This is a genomic window from Pilosibacter fragilis, from assembly GCF_032490495.1.
Lineage (GTDB): Bacteria > Bacillota > Clostridia > Lachnospirales > Lachnospiraceae > Pilosibacter > Pilosibacter fragilis.
Genome location: NZ_JAVYJB010000002.1, coordinates 48,285 through 66,077 on the forward strand (window position 1 = coordinate 48,285; position 17,793 = coordinate 66,077).

The 17,793-nt window shown below is 43.8% G+C and carries 16 protein-coding genes; 4 read left to right on the forward strand and 12 right to left on the reverse strand.

Going from position 1 to position 17,793, the window contains the following annotated elements:
- Positions 1-99 precede the first annotated feature (99 nt).
- Entirely contained in the window at positions 100-1,614 is a 1,515-nt protein-coding gene (locus tag ABCW45_RS01545) for a hypothetical protein (protein WP_343220102.1), read from the forward strand.
- A gap of 320 nt (positions 1,615-1,934) precedes the next feature.
- On the opposite strand, the gene ABCW45_RS01550 is transcribed toward ABCW45_RS01545, so the two are convergent.
- From ABCW45_RS01550 to ABCW45_RS01560, 3 genes are read right to left on the reverse strand one after another with little or no spacing between them, the layout of a single operon-like run.
- Positions 1,935-3,008, reverse strand: coding sequence for a hypothetical protein (locus ABCW45_RS01550; RefSeq protein ID WP_215630838.1), 1,074 nt, complete (start codon positions 3,006-3,008; stop codon positions 1,935-1,937).
- A 14-nt stretch (positions 3,009-3,022) separates the two neighbouring features.
- Positions 3,023-3,754, reverse strand: a complete 732-nt coding sequence (locus tag ABCW45_RS01555; protein ID WP_215630837.1) for a hypothetical protein — start codon at positions 3,752-3,754, stop codon at positions 3,023-3,025.
- Between the two features lie 17 nt (positions 3,755-3,771).
- A complete protein-coding gene (locus ABCW45_RS01560; protein WP_343220103.1) occupies positions 3,772-5,472 on the reverse strand; it encodes a single-stranded-DNA-specific exonuclease RecJ in 1,701 nt (566 codons plus the stop codon).
- Positions 5,473-5,694: 222 nt separating this feature from the next.
- Between ABCW45_RS01560 and ABCW45_RS01565 the strand changes: the two genes are divergently transcribed.
- From ABCW45_RS01565 to ABCW45_RS01575, 3 genes are all read left to right on the forward strand, one after another.
- Positions 5,695-6,024 carry a hypothetical protein gene (locus ABCW45_RS01565; protein ID WP_343220104.1) on the forward strand — a complete coding sequence of 110 codons (330 nt, stop codon included), beginning with the start codon at positions 5,695-5,697 and terminating at the stop codon, positions 6,022-6,024.
- Positions 6,025-6,089: 65 nt separating this feature from the next.
- Entirely contained in the window at positions 6,090-6,662 is a 573-nt protein-coding gene (locus tag ABCW45_RS01570) for a hypothetical protein (protein ID WP_343220105.1), read from the forward strand.
- 226 nt (positions 6,663-6,888) lie between these two features.
- The gene (locus ABCW45_RS01575) at positions 6,889-7,539 is read left to right on the forward strand and encodes a hypothetical protein (RefSeq protein ID WP_343220106.1); all 651 of its coding nucleotides are present in this window, start codon (positions 6,889-6,891) and stop codon (positions 7,537-7,539) included.
- Positions 7,540-7,623: 84 nt separating this feature from the next.
- On the opposite strand, the gene ABCW45_RS01580 is transcribed toward ABCW45_RS01575, so the two are convergent.
- The 9 genes from ABCW45_RS01580 to ABCW45_RS01620 form a co-directional block, all read right to left on the reverse strand.
- The gene (locus ABCW45_RS01580; RefSeq protein ID WP_343220107.1) at positions 7,624-8,661 is read right to left on the reverse strand and encodes a hypothetical protein; all 1,038 of its coding nucleotides are present in this window, start codon (positions 8,659-8,661) and stop codon (positions 7,624-7,626) included.
- Between the two features lie 425 nt (positions 8,662-9,086).
- The gene (locus ABCW45_RS01585; RefSeq protein ID WP_343220108.1) at positions 9,087-9,476 is read right to left on the reverse strand and encodes a hypothetical protein; all 390 of its coding nucleotides are present in this window, start codon (positions 9,474-9,476) and stop codon (positions 9,087-9,089) included.
- A 34-nt stretch (positions 9,477-9,510) separates the two neighbouring features.
- Positions 9,511-10,551: a hypothetical protein gene (locus tag ABCW45_RS01590; protein ID WP_343220109.1), complete on the reverse strand. Its 1,041-nt coding sequence runs from the start codon at positions 10,549-10,551 to the stop codon at positions 9,511-9,513.
- A gap of 14 nt (positions 10,552-10,565) precedes the next feature.
- The gene (nrdG, locus tag ABCW45_RS01595) at positions 10,566-11,183 is read right to left on the reverse strand and encodes an anaerobic ribonucleoside-triphosphate reductase activating protein (protein WP_343220110.1); all 618 of its coding nucleotides are present in this window, start codon (positions 11,181-11,183) and stop codon (positions 10,566-10,568) included.
- Positions 11,184-11,215: 32 nt separating this feature from the next.
- Positions 11,216-13,414 carry an anaerobic ribonucleoside-triphosphate reductase gene (nrdD, locus tag ABCW45_RS01600; protein WP_343220111.1) on the reverse strand — a complete coding sequence of 733 codons (2,199 nt, stop codon included), beginning with the start codon at positions 13,412-13,414 and terminating at the stop codon, positions 11,216-11,218.
- Between the two features lie 190 nt (positions 13,415-13,604).
- The gene (locus ABCW45_RS01605) at positions 13,605-14,222 is read right to left on the reverse strand and encodes a hypothetical protein (protein ID WP_343220112.1); all 618 of its coding nucleotides are present in this window, start codon (positions 14,220-14,222) and stop codon (positions 13,605-13,607) included.
- Positions 14,223-14,484: 262 nt separating this feature from the next.
- Entirely contained in the window at positions 14,485-15,525 is a 1,041-nt protein-coding gene (locus ABCW45_RS01610) for a tyrosine-type recombinase/integrase (protein WP_118586745.1), read from the reverse strand.
- Positions 15,518-16,468 carry a tyrosine-type recombinase/integrase gene (locus ABCW45_RS01615; RefSeq protein ID WP_343220113.1) on the reverse strand — a complete coding sequence of 317 codons (951 nt, stop codon included), beginning with the start codon at positions 16,466-16,468 and terminating at the stop codon, positions 15,518-15,520. Before ABCW45_RS01615 ends, ABCW45_RS01610 begins: the two co-directional genes overlap by 8 nt.
- Entirely contained in the window at positions 16,465-17,688 is a 1,224-nt protein-coding gene (locus ABCW45_RS01620; protein WP_182433904.1) for a tyrosine-type recombinase/integrase, read from the reverse strand. The genes ABCW45_RS01615 and ABCW45_RS01620 overlap by 4 nt, the downstream gene beginning before the upstream one ends.
- Between the last annotated feature and the right edge of the window lie 105 nt (positions 17,689-17,793).

Genomic DNA, 17,793 nt, shown 5'->3' on the forward strand with positions numbered 1-17,793 from the left:
GTTATCCGCAAAAACTCCTATTTGTCATTTATGGTTGAATGCGATATGATGAATATAGAAAACAGATACATTTGGACTATTAAGATTGCGAGGTTTTTTATGAATAGAGAAAAAGTAATATTGCAGGATATGCAGAAACAGCAGACGCAAAATCGTTCTATTGTTGATCAGATTTTTCAGAATCCGTTTATCCGCGATCTTCCAGATATGGCGGCGTTACGTGGCATGTACTGCCGTTTTATTGTTGGTGAGGAAGACGTGTATGTAGCCTTCGGTTATGATGAAGCGATGGTATACGGGGAGTTCATTGAGGCACGAGGAACAATGATCCCCGAGTCGGTCGTTAAGAAATGTGGATATTTTGTGCCAGAAATAGATGCAAAAGTTGTATGTCTGTTTTGTGAAACGCGCAAATTAACAAATAATTCATTTGAAAGCTTGGATAAAATTATACGTTTGATGATTTGGATGGACCGATTTACAGCTCGTTGCATGAAACACGGGATTGTCACGCCAATGTATTGTGTTTTTGATGCAGATAATGATGTAACTGAAAATTTTGTAGCATTGTTAGATAATGAGCGGGTGATTGATTCTCCTGGAAGAAGATCGTTTGATGCACAGGAAGCACAATATTACAAAGATCGCTTAATCCCAGAATGGCCGATTCAGCCTAATGGAATGCGTCCGGGATTTATTGGATTTCAGGAGTCCCGTTATGCATATCAGTGCCAGACTGTTTCTGAAGCACGGAGCCTTTACAATTCACCACGCTGGTGGAAAAATAACCTTAATGAAGATGATTTTGATGCGCATCATTATATGCGTCCCTGGATCGTTCGCACTGTAAATTCTAAGGAAGAAGCAAACTTTATTATGCATGGGATGAGTTTGATGCACATTCCGTGCTCGATTTCCACTGTGCGTGGCTATTCACAAACCATGCAAAAAGAAAATCGTTTTTTTCGTCAGACGGGATTGCGCGCAAATGCTGGCGAGACAGTTAGTTTATTGCTAAATTCAGGAGATATCGGTGCATTTATCTATTGGCAAAAGCAGTTTATAACCGCTCAATTTTCAGGTTCTGAAACTGCATTGGGTGCAAAATTATATTATCAACCTGAAAAAGCGACATATATGTTCTGTGTGTCCAGCAATGCCCTGGAATCGGTAATAGATATTTTGCGCAACCACAATATTCAATTCGGCTATCCTTGCGATTACCCAAAAAATCTAGTGACAGTTAATTATATCTGGCTGTGCACAGATATCAACGAAATGCCGCGCGTTTTACCGCTAGTGCATCTTGCTCAGTCCACTTACTATCATGTTCACTGGTATGGACTCGATTGGGATTCAACTCAGGAGACTCGCCAATACGCAAAAATGGGATATCCCGCTGATCATATGCAGAGTCTATATGTCACGTCCGATCAACCGGCATATGGCGGTAAGAAAAATTTTCGCGGCCATATATTATCTATGGATGGTACTTTATCGACGAAAGAGTTTGTCAGTGCCGATATTGATCCATCCTTAACGCCTCGTTGCATTCCGATCGATGAAGCAGTTGAAAAAAAACTCATGATTGTACGCCCGGAACTGCGTCATTGACAAAACGCTAGAATCGTTGAATTGTTGTACGATTTTACAGAAAAATATTTCCATAATTATCTCATCGAGGTGGTACAAAAAAATCGCGGAATCATTCAGAGCCCCGAAACCTATCAAGATATAGTATATGTATGGTTTCACACATGCAATTTATAGAGTTTATCCCACGTATGTGGGAATGATTCGACGGTTGCTGAACTCTGCGTACCCGCTCCACGGTTTATTCCACGCATGTGGGAACGCTACCACCCCCTCAACGCAAAAACCGCTATTCCCATTACAGGAACGGCGGTTTTCTTTTGAAAGTATTCACATTGAGTTTATCTTCCATACGGCGGCATGACACCGGACTGCGGTCCGCGATATCCATTCCCATACGCTTGTCCCGGCATATTGCCGGCCTGGTTTCCATTCTGATTCCCGTTATTTGGAGACCAGCGGTTTGCCTCATCCAGTTTTCTCAGCGTCGGATACCACATTGCCCTGGTCATCCGCATGTTTTCATCCAAACGGTCCAGAACATACAACCACTCCGCTTCTGTCAGATCCACATACTCCTTTTTAATATCCTCCGCATTTTTCATGTCGATCGGTTTCAGTCCGTTCGCCATCTGCTTTAACGGCGCAAGGCAGTTCATGATCTGTACGCGGTACGGCTGGTCCTTGTCCGGCAGGCAACTGATCTCGATTGAGTAACAGTTATTCTTTCCGGTTCTTTTATCCACCGATTTCTGGTGCTTTACCGGTGTTTTATAAATAATATACTGGCCCGCCGGCACACTATCCATTTCAGGAACAGCATCGGCATCCGGTTTCATGGAGGCGAGTACCCCCATACTCTGGCAGTTCAGGGCATCCTCGATCGCGTCAACATCGCTCTGATTCTGCGGATATTGTCCCAGGTGACTTTTCAGCCACTGTAGCTGCTTCTGCAACATTCCTATGGCCTGTCCCAGGTTCTGCGCAGATAGCAAAATGTCTCCCGGCGCTTTCCCTTTCAGGTGTTCTCCTCCCATTCTCAATGGAGTGAAGGCTGGCGAAACACTTTGTCCCGCGCTCTGCGACTGTGCCTGCTTCGGCATCTCAACTTTTTCAAACGATGCCCGAAACATCAGATCCTCTGCGCAGTCTGTCCGCTTTTTAATCATCGGCAGATCCTTGAGCGGAATATTGGCCACCAGGCTCTGTTTCAGTCCGGCAGGCTTGTTATTATCACCCTGGTCAAAATGGGAAATCCTGGCCAGATAAATTGATTTTGCAGAAAAAATATTCAGGAAGGGATCACCCTCTTCTTCCGTCATTCTGCTCAAACGGTCTGTGAATGACAGATGCACGTCTTTTCTTGCGATATCCGCCACCTGTCCAGCATATGTTTTGTTTTTCTTCTCTTCCATGTTTTTTAATCTCCTTATTGTTCCTTGCTGATTTCGATATACTCCGCGAAGCGATCCGCAGGTGATCTTCTATACGGCATGCAAGCGGCTTCCTGCAGCATTTCAGTCTTGGAAACAGGTAGCCATGTGGTTCCGTTTCCTCTGACTCCGATCATCTTTTTGCTCTTCGTGTGTTGATTGATTATGAGTATTGTCATCATTCCGCTATATAAAATGACATTGACAAAAGACGTGATACAGCATCGTCTAAATTCTGCCCTTTGCCTGTGTGACATTTTTCCGAAAATAGAAAGTCCCCAGTCATCATACGGGACATTGAACTGAAAACATATTTCCCGATTCCCGTAAAAATATCTCGAAAGCATCGCAAAAAGGTTTTCTGCTTCCTGGCGAGCACTGTTCATGATCTGCTCGATAGTTTTGCGTTCGCATTCCTTATGATAAAATACTTCACCCATCCAGAGGACCAGAGTCTCTTTCTTTTCGCAAAGACGCAACATGAGTCCTTCTGTTTTCTCCCCGTAATGTTCCGTGAAGCATTGATAAAACGCTGCAAGTTCTTTCTCATCTTCTGCTGTAAGGCCACGAAGTTCGCGCTTTCTTAAAACTATTTCGCTTTCCTTTGCCAGAAACGCAAGGAGCCGCTCATCAGAATCATCTTTTTTAATGAACTTTTTGAAAGATTCCAAAATGGGTTCGTCTGGCAACGGCACTGGGTTGGCATAGATATTTTCTTCTGTTTGCATAAATATCTCCTTTCTGATCACTGCCTGGACTGCGCGCTTTCTGATAATGCGGCAAGCAGACCGCTGCGGCATCCCGTCTGTTCCACCGGTTTGATCATGGAATAGACAAACTGGGCCTTTTCATAACCAAGATAACGGTTTACAGACAGTGTTCCGTATAGCGAAACGTGTCTTGGGCAGTCAAGGTCGCGGTACTCCTGTCCGCCGTGGAAGGAAACCGCGTCAAAATCCTCTCCGAACAGCTTGACCCCTTCCTCTCCGGATATGAATTTGTAATATTCCGATCCGTTTGGCGTCAGTGTCAAATCTTTCATGAAAAAGGTCGGCACCGGGTTTCCAATACCGTATGGTGCATACTGCTCCACTTCGTATGCAAAATTCTTTGCATCTTTTGGAACTACCTCAAGATCGTACAGGGTTTCATCGCTTTTTACCGGCCTTTTTCCATCCAGCCAGCGTTTTGCCGCTGTTCGGAACGCACCCAGATTTTCTTCTTTGAGCGCAACGCCGGCAGCCATGGCATGACCGCCGTACCTTGTCAGAAATTCCTGCGTGTGATTCAACAGGTCTTCCAAATCCGTGTATCCGTCTGAACGACAGGAACCTTTTAACTGCCCGGTTTCTTCATTGTCTCCCAACAGAATACATGGTGTCTGAAAAGTTTCCGACATTCTTCCGGCAATGATACCGATGATACCCTCCGGGATTCCGGACATATGTACGACCAGCGGATAATCCATAGTCATGTCATGTTCACGGATATACTCCTCCGTCAACGGAGTCCACTTGGCACATTCGTCTTTACGGATCTGGTTGATGTCTACCAGCTGTTTTGCCATCTCCTGCGCCTTTCCGTAGCTGCCCTCATAGATCATCAAAACGAGCGCCTTCATAGCACCGTTATCCTGCATACGCCCCGGAGCATTTAAAACCGGAGCGAGTTTATACCCGATTTTGATCTCGTCAATCTGATTTTCCAATCCGAGTTCCGTCAGCAACGCATAGAGTCCGATCGTGGAACCTTGCTGTGTGATCATGTCCTTCATTCCCTGTTTGACGATCCGTCTGTTTTCATGCGTTAACGGAACAGAATCTGCTACGGTCGCCACAGCGGCCAATGACTGAATCTTTCTGATTGCAGGGTCATTCCCCAGTAGTACCTGACACAGCTTGAATACCAAACCAGCTCCGCAATACCCATTAAAATCGGCACTGCCCGGGATGGCATTGGGGTCAATGATGCAATCTGCCGCCGGATACACCGGTTTTTTGGTATCTGGATCTTTTGACGCCAGGTGGTGATCAATAATGATGACGGTCATATTCTTTTCTTTGGCCAGTGCCACTGCATCAATCGAGCTGATGCCGTTATCCACAGTAATCAGGATCTGCCCGTCCCGGCAGTCCATTACAGTTTCTCTTTGCAGTCCGTACCCCTCCGTAAAACGTCTTGGCAGGCGGACCATTTTCTTTGCATGTAATCGGCCCAGTCCCATCACCATGCCGGCGGATGCCATGATACCATCCACATCAAAATCTCCCATGATGTAAAAGATTTTGCCTGCTCTGATTCCGTCGCGGATGATCTGCGCCGCTGTTTCAAGACCGTCAATGCGGTATGTGTGTGTGTCGTGAAGCAGAGCTTCTTTTGTCATTCCTGTATTGCTGCATACAACATCAGCGATGCTGTGCAGCTCTGCATTTTTCTGTCTCAACATAGTTTTCCTTTCTGCATTCTCATAAATGCCTGATATATTTTCGGAAAAATTATGGAATGGAATCAGTTCCGATTAGTCCACTGCACATTCGGCTCCATAATTCTTTTGTAAACACAGAGGAATCCGAGTAATCAGAGAATCTGGTTTATGTGAGGCACAAAGCCTCTGCGACAATAGCGGAGGTGCCACATGCATCTCCGTCAGAAAGGAGGTGCAAAAAACATGAGGAGAAAGGTAAAAAAGAGCCAGCCTGATAAGGTCGAAAAACTTCTGGAAGATCACGCGGATGTTTTTGCGGATATCATTAATGCGTTTGTTTACCGCGGAGAAAACGTGGTCAAGCCGGAAGATCTGAAGGACGGGTCAACTGCAAGTATGTATAAAGCTGCAGAAGGGAATTTCCGTCAGAAAGAGCGCGATGTCGTCAAAATTGATGAGCGTCGTGGCATAATTTATGCCTTGTATGGTGTGGAAAACCAGACTGCAGTGAATTGCCGGTCAGAAGCATGGGTTATGACTATGCAACCTATGAAAAGGCGGTACGCGACCTAAAGGCAGAGAATGACGCAAATGGTATCAAGGTACCGTTTGCGGAAGAAATCCGAGCGGACCAGAAATTGTATCCGGTTGTCACTGTGGTGTTATATTTCGGCACCAAACGTTGGGATGGTCCACAGACATTGCATGAGATGCTGAACCTTCCAAAAGAACTGGAACCGCTTGTGTCAGATTACAAAATCAATCTGATAGAGGTTGCTTTTCTCGATGAGAAGGAACGCGCCAGACTCAAAAGCGATTTCAGGATTGTTGCGGAATATTTCTGCGCGCTTGCTGTTGGCAAAGAAAAGGAAGTGATGTATAATTATCGTAAGCAATGGAAACACGTCGAAGAACTGATGGAATTTTTCAAAACATTTACGAATGACCATCGTTTTGAAAAATACAAACAATTCATGGTTGAGGCGTCCAAGAAAGGAGAGGTTATGATGTGTACTTTATTGGATGAATTTGAAAAAAATGGAATCAAAAAGGGCATGGCAGAGGGTACTGCACATGGCAGATACCAGTCATTAAAAATGCTGATGAAAAATCAGAATATTTCTGAAACATCAGCAATGGAGGCGCTTGGTTTTTCCGAAGAGGAAAAAACAGGCTATAAAACATGGTGTGAAGCCAATAACAACCAGTAACACTGATAGGAGGGGATTCGTTTTGAGTCCTCTTCTTTTTTGTCTAAAATCCGCTTCCATAATTTCTTTGCAACGAATACAGGCATCCGAGTTTACATACCGGATCAAGAATATGGAGGAACATATGTATACAACTGAAAAAATGTGGAAAAAATTTATCAGAACACGGTATTACAGAAAATGGAGAAAAAAGTGGTGCTTCCCGCTGCAAACGGAACCGGAAAACATGACTCCGGAAGAATTTGCTATGGCTGACGCCTATATGCATGGGCCTGAGGTTGCCAGTGTGCTGCCGGATGGATATGATCTTCGCATTGACCCAGCAGACGCGGCAAAACCAAATGGCGGTCGGAATGGCAAACATATTACTCTCTCCGGCCTTTACTGGATTGCTGCCGCAGGAAAACTGTTTCCAGATAAATCCCTGCGCTATAACCGTCTTCATATCCTGTTTACGCTCCTGCATGAGAAGCATCATTTGGATATCGGCAAGTGGGATTACTGTCACAAATGGTATTGGCCGAACGCATGGTTTGTACGGCATTGTGAAGAATGCTACTGTGACATGATGGCGACAAAAGATCTGATGTTACTTGGTGTAACGCGAGAAGAAATTGGTGACATGATGGCGGATCGTGAAACTTTTGAGAAAAACGCTATGCATGACGGGACCACGCATCCATCCAGATCGTTCCGCAGCAAGATTGTTGCTGGTCAGCGTTGGAATAAAGAAGCAATTCAACAGGTTGCGGATCACTACATGCAGTCTGCGGATATTGCAAAATGGTGTAAGAACGTGACATCGGAAACAGTCGATGCCATATCTCAGTATTACGCTGATGCGTTGGATGCATTTTTTGATGAATCCGGTTTATAAGGAGCCTTTGATGGCTCCTTATTTTTGCGCAAAAAAAAGAGACCGCTAAGCGATCTCCCTTTCCTGCTGTCACACATTGATTGATTATTCCACGGTGATAATGTAGCCTCTGTCTTTCGTGGACTTGCTTACGAGTGTCTTGAACTCATAATTGTCATTGCTAAAAGTCAGAGTATACCGATACTCGCCTTTGGTGATATCGATCAGATGATTATATCCCTTCAGCTTTGCAATCTCCGGGCTGGTAACATGGAAATTCTTGTTCAGAACAAGCAGCTCCTTATCGTTACAGATTACCCAGTCTTTTTCCGCGTGGCTCCAGGAAATCTGAAGCTCGCCATCCATCTGGAACTCCTCATCAGATCTAACGGCGTACCACTTGCGCACATCGCGCTTTTCAACGAGATCATCGGCATCTCTGATTTCGTCCGACGGTACAAAGACTTCGTATCCGTCCGGGCATGCAATCACTTTAATGTTCTCTACGCATACCGGCTCGTCGAAGTGTCTGCTGTCAAATACTTTGCCATCCTTGATGGTCAGCAGGCCGGCCTCCTGGAATTCTCTGACTGTGGTCTTGCCGCCATCAGTTTCTGTTTCTTTCTCAAGGACTTCAGAATATGCCAGGAATGCTTTGTCCGCAACATTGCCTACGTACTTCGGTACTGGAAAGTCCTTGCACAGCTCTACAAAACGGTCTCTGGATAACTGGTAGGACATTACATCCACATGTCCATTCTCAGTCTTATTGCAGGCTAAAATCAGGTGATCCGGCTGTGTTGCCAGGATACTGTCTACCACGATTGTACCCTGCTCACAGATCGGCGTTCCGTTTTTCACGATCTTGCCATTGGATACACCGTATCCTTCCGGTACCGGGTAGGGCTCTGGATCGCTGACCAAGCGAAATGCCAAAGCGTTTTTTTCAGTAATGAACACACAGTCCTCACCGAGTTCCTCGTCACAGCCAAACGGAGTGCCCGGATTGTCCGGATTGTCGCATAACTTATATGCGGTACCAACCTGGTTGCCATCCTGAACGGACACGTTGGTTACCTTATAATACTTGCCATCTACCTTGTTTGCGACAATGATTCCAGTTCTCATTCTGTTGATTCTCATATTGTTTTCTCCTTTTTTGATGTATTTGGCACATCGGCGCATGATTTACGCAAAGGAAAGCATTTTTTTGTGTGACAGCTTGCTTTTCTCAGTGCCTTAATAATTGTTACGTTGTAATTATGGTGCCGGATGCATTCGCAAAACGATGGAGCGCGTCGGGTGCTAACCCAGCTCCAAAATACCGGGTGCCGTCAAGAAATGCAAACCCATCAATATAAGGTGCGATTTGGTTCTACTAGATTTACCCTAAATGCTCGAACAGTTTACAGCTCTCCTTATTTTGCATAAAAAAGAGACCATTATGAGGTCTCTTTTTCTGTCGTCACGCATGATTTATCACTTTATATTCGTTTCTTTTAAATCACACACATATAACTTAATTCCAACAGGCTTTTTATATATGTTCCTCCATTCTTCTGACGAAATCATCGTTTCATTGTATTTAAAATTATTTCTGAAAAATATTTTCTCTGTTCTTCTAAAGAACCATACTGTTTCCAATCAAAATAACCCGCATTTTTATCTGTTAAAATTTCTTGATTTGCAACTACTTTTAATCTATGTTCTATTTCTTTAATAGTCGGAAATAATTCTGTGTCATCATTGGTATAAAACAAATACATGTAACCTCTTGATTTTTTTACACCACTTGTATTACCAATAATAATTGCTCTAAATCCAGCATCATTTTCAACTGTAATTTCTGACTCTCCAAGGTCATTATTCCATATGACATTGAAAAGTTTATATGCTTCATTTTGCTTTAATTCCTTATATGCACTCTTTATCTTTCTTGCTAATTCTAAATAGGTCATATCTTTCCTCCATTCTTCCAATGAAACTCTTGTTTCATTCCACGGTTACAATATAGCCACGATCTTTTGTTGATTTACTTACAAGTGTTTTGAACTCGTAATTGTCATTGCTAAAAGTCAGTGTATACTGATGTTCACCTTTGATAATGTCAATCAGGTAATCATATCCCTGTAACTTTGCAATCTCCGGGCTGGTCACATGAAACTGTTTTGCTAATACAAGTAATTCCATATCATTTTTGATCACCCAGTCATGTGCAATATAACTCCAGGAAGCACAAATATCTCCGTTCATCCGAAAACTTGCTCCTTTTCCCCAGAGAATAAACCACATACGCATATTACGTTTTTCAACAATGCTCTCGCAATCCGTATCGTCTATATCCTCATCAGACGGAACAAAAATTGCATACTCATTATTGCTGTATTCGACATTCTCTGTATTTACGATTTTGATAGCATCCATAGTGATCGGGCATCCAAATGGGGTCTTTTTAATCACCTTTCCGGCTCTAATAGTAAATATACCAGCTTCGGTGAAATATCTGACAATCTTTTTTTCACTATTCTTTTCTTCCTCGGCTTCAGAAATGCACTGATAAGCCATGATCATATCTCCATTTGCAGCCTCGATGCATTTGAATGTCGCACTCTTTACCAATGTTGCAAACTTTACAAAACGGTCCATGGAAACTTGGTATGACATGATGTCCACGAAATCATTTGTTGTACTATTGCAAACCAGAAACAGATAATCCGGCTGTGTCGCAAGAATATTTTTTACAATAACAGATCCCTGTTCGCATACCGGTTTGCCATCTTTCATCAGTTTGCCGCCAGTAACATTATATCCTTCTGGTACCGGATACGGTTCCGGGTCATCTACTAAACAAAATGCCAGTACATTTTTGTCAGTAATGGATATACGTTCTTCACCAAATGCATCCTCATCAAGCAACTCAATAGCAGCCCCGATTTTCATATTATCTTTTATGGACACATTGGTTATCTTATAGTATTTTCCATTGATTTTACTCATTACTACGACGCCGATTCTTATATTATTACTTTTCATATTTTCTCTCCTTTTTAATGCATTTTGATGCGCTCCGTTTTTCCAAAATCACTTAGAATAATTTCACTGCATTTTCTGGTTTGCCTAAGATCGATGATCCGTTGGTTGGATGACCCACGAAATCGCAGGGTAATATCTTTGTGTTCTATCTGAAATCTGCCATCGACAAGGACATCGGCCATCGCCAGGATTGTTTCTGTATCGTCACAGTGACAACGAACATTCTCTGGATTTATCAATTCTTCGTATGTATATCCTGAATAAATCCATATCGTTTTCTCCGGAAGTTCTTTCTTAATGCGTTCCATAAACGGACGTAATGCTTTCTGGTTTACAACTTCCATCGGCTCTCCACCGAGAAACGTAAATCCGTCAATGTAAGATGCAGCGCTGTCCCTGATCAATTTGTCCTGAATGCTTTGATCAAATGGCTTACCATACTGAAAATCCCATGCAATTTCATTGAAGCAGCCTTTACAATGGTGTGTACATCCGGAAACAAAGATGGATGTACGGCAGCCAGGTCCGTTTGCAATGTCACATGTGAATATCTGTGCATAATTCATGATTTGAAGGGCGCCGGAATGATATAAATCAAACCGGTGCCCGTTTCCTCCTTTCTGTTCCCTCATTGCTTCTATGAAGAACTGTTATAAGAACTGAATCATTGTACATTTACAATTTCATTTTCCCCGATCGACACATGCAGGATTCTTTGAGAAATTTCCTCCGTTCTTCCAGCGTTCCACCACTGAGTTCCGATGTATCCGCAGGTACGGCGGGCAACGGACATCTTATTCTGATCGCGATTTCCGCAGTTCGGGCATTCCCACACCAGCTTTCCGGAGTCATCTTTTACGACTTTGATCTCGCCATCATATCCGCAGCATTCGCAATAGTCGCTCTTGGTATTCAGCTCTGCGTACATGATGTTTTCGTAGATGAACTGCATAATGGACAACACCGCCGGGATATTATCCTGCATATCCGGCACTTCCACATAACTGATTGCTCCGCCTGGGGAAAGCTTCTGGAATTCGGACTCGAATTTCAGTTTGCTGAATGCATCAATCTTCTCACGTACGTTGACGTGATAGCTGTTTGTAATGTAGTTGTGATCCGTCACATCCTTGATGATACCGAAACGCTTCTGCAGGGCCTTTGCGAACTTATAAGTCGTGGACTCCAGTGGTGTACCGTACACGGAATATCCGATGTTTTCCACAGCACGCCATTCCGCACACTTGTCGTTCAGTTTCTGCATAACGGACAACGCAAACGGTTTTGCTTCTTCATCCGTATGGCTCTTTCCAGTCATATACATACACATTTCATACAGGCCGGCATAGCCAAGGGAAATCGTGGAGTAGCCGCCATACAGAAGCTTGTCAATAGGCTCCCCTTTCTTCAACCTTGATAAAGCACCAAACTGCCAGAGAATCGGCGCCACATCGGAAGGTGTACCAAGTAATCTCTCGTGCCGGCAACGCAGTGCCTTGTGGCATAGTTCCAGACGTTCATCCAGAATTTTCCAGAACTTGTCCATATCTTTTCCAGAGCTTAAAGCAACGTCTACCAGGTTGATGGTGACAACTCCCTGATTGAAACGACCATAGAATTTCATGCTTCCGTCTTCATTCCGGATGTCTTTTTCCGCAGTTAGGAAAGAACGGCAGCCCATGCAGGTATAAACAGCTCCTTTCATCTCCTTCATGATCTTTGCAGAAATATAGTCAGGAACCATGCGTTTAGCTGTGCAACGTGCCGCCTGTTTAGTCAGATACCAGTATTTGGAATCTTCTGTGATATTGTCCTCATCCAGGACATAGATCAGTTTTGGGAATGCCGGTGTAATCCAGACGCCCTTTTCATTTTTCACGCCCTGGTAACGCTGTTTCAGTACCTCTTCGATCAGCATAGCCAGATCATCTCTCTGACGTCCTTCCGGGACTTCATCCAGGTACATGAACATGGTGACAAAAGGTGCCTGACCGTTGCATGTCATTAGAGTAATCAGCTGGTACTGGATCGTCTGGATGCCCTTTGTGATTTCATCTTTCAGACGCATTGCGACAACGGCTTCCTGCTGTTCTTTGTTCAATATAACGCCGGTTACTTCCATTTCAGCCGCGAGATGTTTACGAATTTTCTGGCGTGATACTTCCACAAATGGTACCAGATGCGCCAGGGAAAATGACTGCCCCCCGTACTGGTTGCTGGCAACCTGCGCAATGATCTGTGTGGTAATGTTGCAGGCAGTGTGAAAGCTGTGTGGTTTCTCAATCAGGGTGTCGGAGATCACTGTGCCGTTCTGAAGCATGTCTTCCAGGTTTACCAGGTCGCAGTTATGCTCCTTCTGCGCGAAGTAATCGGAATCATGAAAATGAATGATGCCGGCTTTATGCGCATCCACCACTTCTTTTGGCAGCAAAATACGATCAGATAAATCACGACTTACCTCACCAGCCATGTAATCACGCTGGGTTGAGTTGATAATCGGATTTTTATTCGAGTTTTCCTGTTTCACTTCCTCATTTTCACAGTTAATAAGGCTTAGAATTTTATCATCGGTCGTATTTGCCCGACGGATCATCGCCCGTTTTTCGCGATACTTTTCATACTTCATTGCCACTACTGGTGCATGTTTCATCAATGCAAAAACCACCATGTCCTGAATGTCTTCCACATGGACAACACTGATGCGCGCCATGACCGCTTCTTCCACATCCTGAGCAATTGCTTCGATGTAGATCGGTTTTAATCTGGCTTCCTCGTTAACTGTTTCATTTGCTTTCGTGATCGCAGTTACGATCTTCTGGCGGTCAAATGGAACTTCCATGCCGTTTCTTTTGATAATGTTCATAAAATGCTCCTTTCCTTAGCTTTACGGAAGGAAAGGAAAACCATGTGCGATTTACGGTTTCCCTCCATTCCTTGTATATATGTTCGGCTTAATTATGGTGGTGGATGATGGGTCAAATTCCGCACTGACACAAAACAGCCGGCTCGTAAAAGAGCCGGCCATTGTTGTTCTACATATCCTTATTATTAGATCAACCAAGATGTTCCAGGCGTTCTGCAAGATTGTTTAATCCAGACAGAACTTTAAAGATATCATGATATTCCGTGTTTTTATCACTCCAGTTACTTGCCTTGGATTCTTCCGGAAAAACTTCATTCAACCATTCATCAATTTTATCAGCATACATACGGAAAAACGGAATGAGTTCATCCGTGGTAAACATTGGAAGACCATCGTGTGTATCCCGGCAGATCCGATACATCGGAATTACCTGGTCTGCAAACCCACGTTTTTCTTCGTATATTGCCAGCGCAAACGCAAGACTCCACTGCGATACATCTTCTTTCCGATTGGATGTTTTCATCACAGCATCCTGAACAGCATATAACGCATCACATCGGTATAAAATTTTAACTGGGATATTCAGCACATGGGATGCTTCCATGATTGTTGCCTGCACATAATGTATGCATGTATTCAGCACATCCGCTGCCAGATACGATGTCCACCAGTGTCGCCTGTCCTCTTCAAACATAGCTTCCACAACCTGCAGGGCATCGCAGAGCTTCGGCGTCATTGTGGTTACGGTAAACATATGTTTCTTCATTTCGTAAGCGTCCATATCGAACCCGGTATCAAGAATCTCCATTCTTCAAGGCTCCTTTCTTCTTTTGCAATTATTTTTTTAGTTTGCACGTGTAATGTATCGTTGTACTTATAGCATATCACAGCAACTCAGAATCGTCCGTTATGCAAACACTGCGGATATTTAAAAACTTGATAATCGAGTAGGAGGCGGTGGCTAACCGCCGTCCTCTCACAGCACTTATCCCGACTTTGTGATTATCCGGAATTCTGGCGGAATACACCGTTTTTCTGTGAAAATATATCAAAAAAGTCGGGATAATCTTTTACATCAAACCATAAAGCTTCTTAAGTGTTTCTTCATCATCTTTGAATGTGAAGTCGATCTGCGAGCTGAGAATAGGGTTGAGGTCTGAGGTTGCTTTTTCGATTGCTTCCTGCTTCATCCGAATATCAGCATTCGCATAGTATTTAATCGTTGTTTCCATCTGTACATGCCCGAGCCATTCAGACAACAGAGGCATCGGCATCCCACTCCTGTAAAGATGCATGGCTCTTGAATGACGGAACATATGCACATAGAGATGTTCTGGCACATCAAGACATTTTTCCTTTGCTTGTACACCAAACTTTTTGATAAACTTTGATACATTGTCCTGAGACATCTGATTTCTACAGCCCTTTCTATCGACATAGAACAGAAAGGAGTTCCCATCACTGGCTCGATGAAATTCATCCAGATATTTATGCAGATGCTCTACGGTTTTCTGCATCAGAGGGACGAGGCGCGTTTTTCCACCTTTTCCAGTCAGAACAACGTATTTTTCATCTGAACTGATATGCAGGTCGTTCAGGCAAAGATCCAGTATCTCCTGTATTCTGGCACCAGTATCGTAGAGAAGTATCATGAACACAAGATCCCGCCTGCCCTTCTTTGATGAAATATCCGGAACAGCCAGGATTGCTTCTAAGGCTTTCTCAGAAAAGAATTCGATTTCATGCTCTGCTTCTTTTTTTACAGGAATCAATGCCATTTCCTGATAGCAGGACATGACGGAAGGATTGCGTTCAGCTGCATATCTGTAAAACCTGCGTATGGCGGCAAGACGTTGGTTCCTGCTCGACACCGACCAATTGCCTTCTGTTTCCATTCCTTCAAGATATTTTTCGAGCAGCTCCCTGGATGAGTGTTGGAAAGTATACGAATCCAGTCCGATCTTCAGTTCGTTGCACGAATAGTCAAGATACTTGTTCATGGCTGTCCTGTATGACTCTATAGTGTTTGGACTTGATGCCTTCTGTTTTGGCAGATAGACTGTCAGAAAGTCCCGCACCATCTGGAAAAAGAGTCTTGATTCCTTATTCATATTCTGGCACCTCCGGAATAAGTGCTGAGAAACGGCTCCAGTCGATAGATGATGTTTTTAACAGCCGCTCCGGTAACAGGTGGATGTAATAAGCCGTATCCCTAAAATCACTATGCCCCATGTAGGCGCTTAAGTAAGGAAGAGCTGTATAGAGGTCTTCACCTCTGTCAAGCCAATCCATCAGCACGGCCGTTGCAAAACGATGACGAAGGTCATAAACCCTGACACGTTTATGCTGGTCCTGTGGGTAAGCCTGTCTCCAGAGGTGAAGGAAGTGCCGTGTAAGCCATTTGGTCGGATATGGGGAGCCATCCGGGGACGGAAACAGATACTCTGAATCGGGAAAAAGGATATCCCTCTTGGATATATATCCACTGCAAAGTTCTGCAACATCCTCCGCCATCGGGATTAAACGTTCCTTATGAGTTTTATTTTCCCGTATAAAAAGGGTTCTGTTATCAGTATCTATATCATTTCTGCGAATTTCCCGGCCTTCGTTGGGGCGCAATCCACAAAAATAAATCAGGCGGTATACAGTAGCGATGATGTCCGGTGACAAAGGGTTCCTTGGATCCCCCTTTTGATTGTCGCTTTTCTGGAACAATGCCAGAAGTTCAGCATCTGTAAAAATATATGGCGTGTATCTTCTTACACGTGGGACTGAATCCATAGAGAGAATTCCATCACAGAGCCCCATCGCATAAAGATACTTTGTGAACTCCCTTGCAGCGGTAGCTCTTCTACGGTAACTTTCCGGTTTCTCAGTGCTCCTTTGCACGCACCAGGGCATGATATCGTACACTGATAAAGGTTGTTCATCTACTCCTGCCTCAGTCAAATAGGAATCAAGGTCATTCAGGTAACAGGCGTATGTACGCCGTGTATATCCAAGGCTTTCCTTGTAGCTTATCATCGCCTCGATCTGATCATGGTAACTGCTCATACTTCACCTCCGATCGAAGACAAGGGGAGCGCGCATTTCTGAAGCCCGTTCAAATCCATGGCAATATACTGCCGTGTCGAACTGATGGCCTGATGCCCCAGAATCTGGGCAACTGTTGTTACCGGTGTTCCTTCAGACACCATTGTTGTACCAAGCAATCTTCGGATTCCATGGAACGTTTTTCCGTCATTAAATTGATGCTGAATACCAGCTTTCTCCAAATACCTCCGAAAGATACTGGCAATGGACACACCGTCACGGAAAGGAGCATATGGGGCACAGGTTCTCAGAAAAACATTCTTTGAACTCGACTGTGGTCTTTCATTCAGGATATAATCAGCAAGTGCATCTCTGGCAGATGATTGGAGTGGCAGCATAAGCTGATGCCCGGTTTTACCTTGTACGATCCGGAGTTCATTCTCTCTCCAGAAGATATCCGAGAGTTGTAACGAGGCAAGATCTCCTGCCCGTAATCCTGTTGTAGCGGCCAGCGAGAAAATAGCAAAGTCCCTCTTACCAGGGTTTTTGGTTCTGTCAATCTGATTTGTCATCGCAATAAGCTCAGTTCTTGGCATCGTCGGTTTTACGCTATGATCCCTGGTTCTTGGTGAAGAGAGAAGCAGCCAGAAATTTGCGGTAATAGTACCATTATCATTCAGGAAAGTAAAAAGTTTCCTAAGCGACGAAACTACTTTGTCCATGCTTTTGGGACGGGATTCATGCATCAAATGCAGAAACTCCCTTAAATCTTCGGGAGAGACTTCCTGAAAGCACCGAATCTCTCTTTTTTCCAGAAAGATGCAGAATCTAATAACAATACTTCGTATCTCTGTGGTATAACGTCTGCTCAGCGAAAAACTTTCCATGAAGCTGGAGATAGTCTCTTCGAATAGATCTGGAAGTTGATCCGATGAGGATTTCTGGTACACTTTCCATTGGAAACTTCCACTTTGAAAGAACTCCTGGAGTACTTTGATCCCACGACGTCTCCAGTTTCTGGATTTCCTGGATATCACCCCATCAGAGAACTGTTGCTCGGCATCCATAAGTAATTCGTACATAATCTCTTGACGATACTGATAATCACCTTCTTTCTGGTATCGTTGAATGATCTGATTAAAACTCCGCTGTTGGTAAGTCTCAATCGTTGCATCAGCCAAACCGATTTGTTTCATCTGCTCTTTGGCAGCATCAATTAAAGAAAAAATATCGTTGTTCACATGAAACCTCCTTAATAGAAAAATATGTAGGTGGTTTCATTATAAAAAGTTATCCCGACTTTTTTGATATATTTTCACAGAAAAACGGTGTATTCCGCCAGAATT

Bases quoted from the DNA above. Each gene is read 5' to 3' on its own strand.
- ABCW45_RS01545 (WP_343220102.1), top strand. From the start codon at position 100: ATGAATAGAGAAAAAGTAATATTGCAGGATATGCAGAAACAGCAGACG.
- ABCW45_RS01550 (WP_215630838.1), bottom strand. From the start codon at position 3,008: ATGGAAGAGAAGAAAAACAAAACATATGCTGGACAGGTGGCGGATATC.
- ABCW45_RS01555 (WP_215630837.1), bottom strand. From the start codon at position 3,754: ATGCAAACAGAAGAAAATATCTATGCCAACCCAGTGCCGTTGCCAGAC.
- ABCW45_RS01560 (WP_343220103.1), bottom strand. From the start codon at position 5,472: ATGTTGAGACAGAAAAATGCAGAGCTGCACAGCATCGCTGATGTTGTA.
- ABCW45_RS01565 (WP_343220104.1), top strand. From the start codon at position 5,695: ATGAGGAGAAAGGTAAAAAAGAGCCAGCCTGATAAGGTCGAAAAACTT.
- ABCW45_RS01575 (WP_343220106.1), top strand. From the start codon at position 6,889: ATGACTCCGGAAGAATTTGCTATGGCTGACGCCTATATGCATGGGCCT.
- ABCW45_RS01580 (WP_343220107.1), bottom strand. From the start codon at position 8,661: ATGAGAATCAACAGAATGAGAACTGGAATCATTGTCGCAAACAAGGTA.
- ABCW45_RS01585 (WP_343220108.1), bottom strand. From the start codon at position 9,476: ATGACCTATTTAGAATTAGCAAGAAAGATAAAGAGTGCATATAAGGAA.
- ABCW45_RS01590 (WP_343220109.1), bottom strand. From the start codon at position 10,551: ATGAAAAGTAATAATATAAGAATCGGCGTCGTAGTAATGAGTAAAATC.
- nrdG (WP_343220110.1), bottom strand. From the start codon at position 11,183: ATGAGGGAACAGAAAGGAGGAAACGGGCACCGGTTTGATTTATATCAT.
- nrdD (WP_343220111.1), bottom strand. From the start codon at position 13,414: ATGAACATTATCAAAAGAAACGGCATGGAAGTTCCATTTGACCGCCAG.
- ABCW45_RS01605 (WP_343220112.1), bottom strand. From the start codon at position 14,222: ATGGAGATTCTTGATACCGGGTTCGATATGGACGCTTACGAAATGAAG.
- ABCW45_RS01610 (WP_118586745.1), bottom strand. From the start codon at position 15,525: ATGAATAAGGAATCAAGACTCTTTTTCCAGATGGTGCGGGACTTTCTG.
- ABCW45_RS01615 (WP_343220113.1), bottom strand. From the start codon at position 16,468: ATGAGCAGTTACCATGATCAGATCGAGGCGATGATAAGCTACAAGGAA.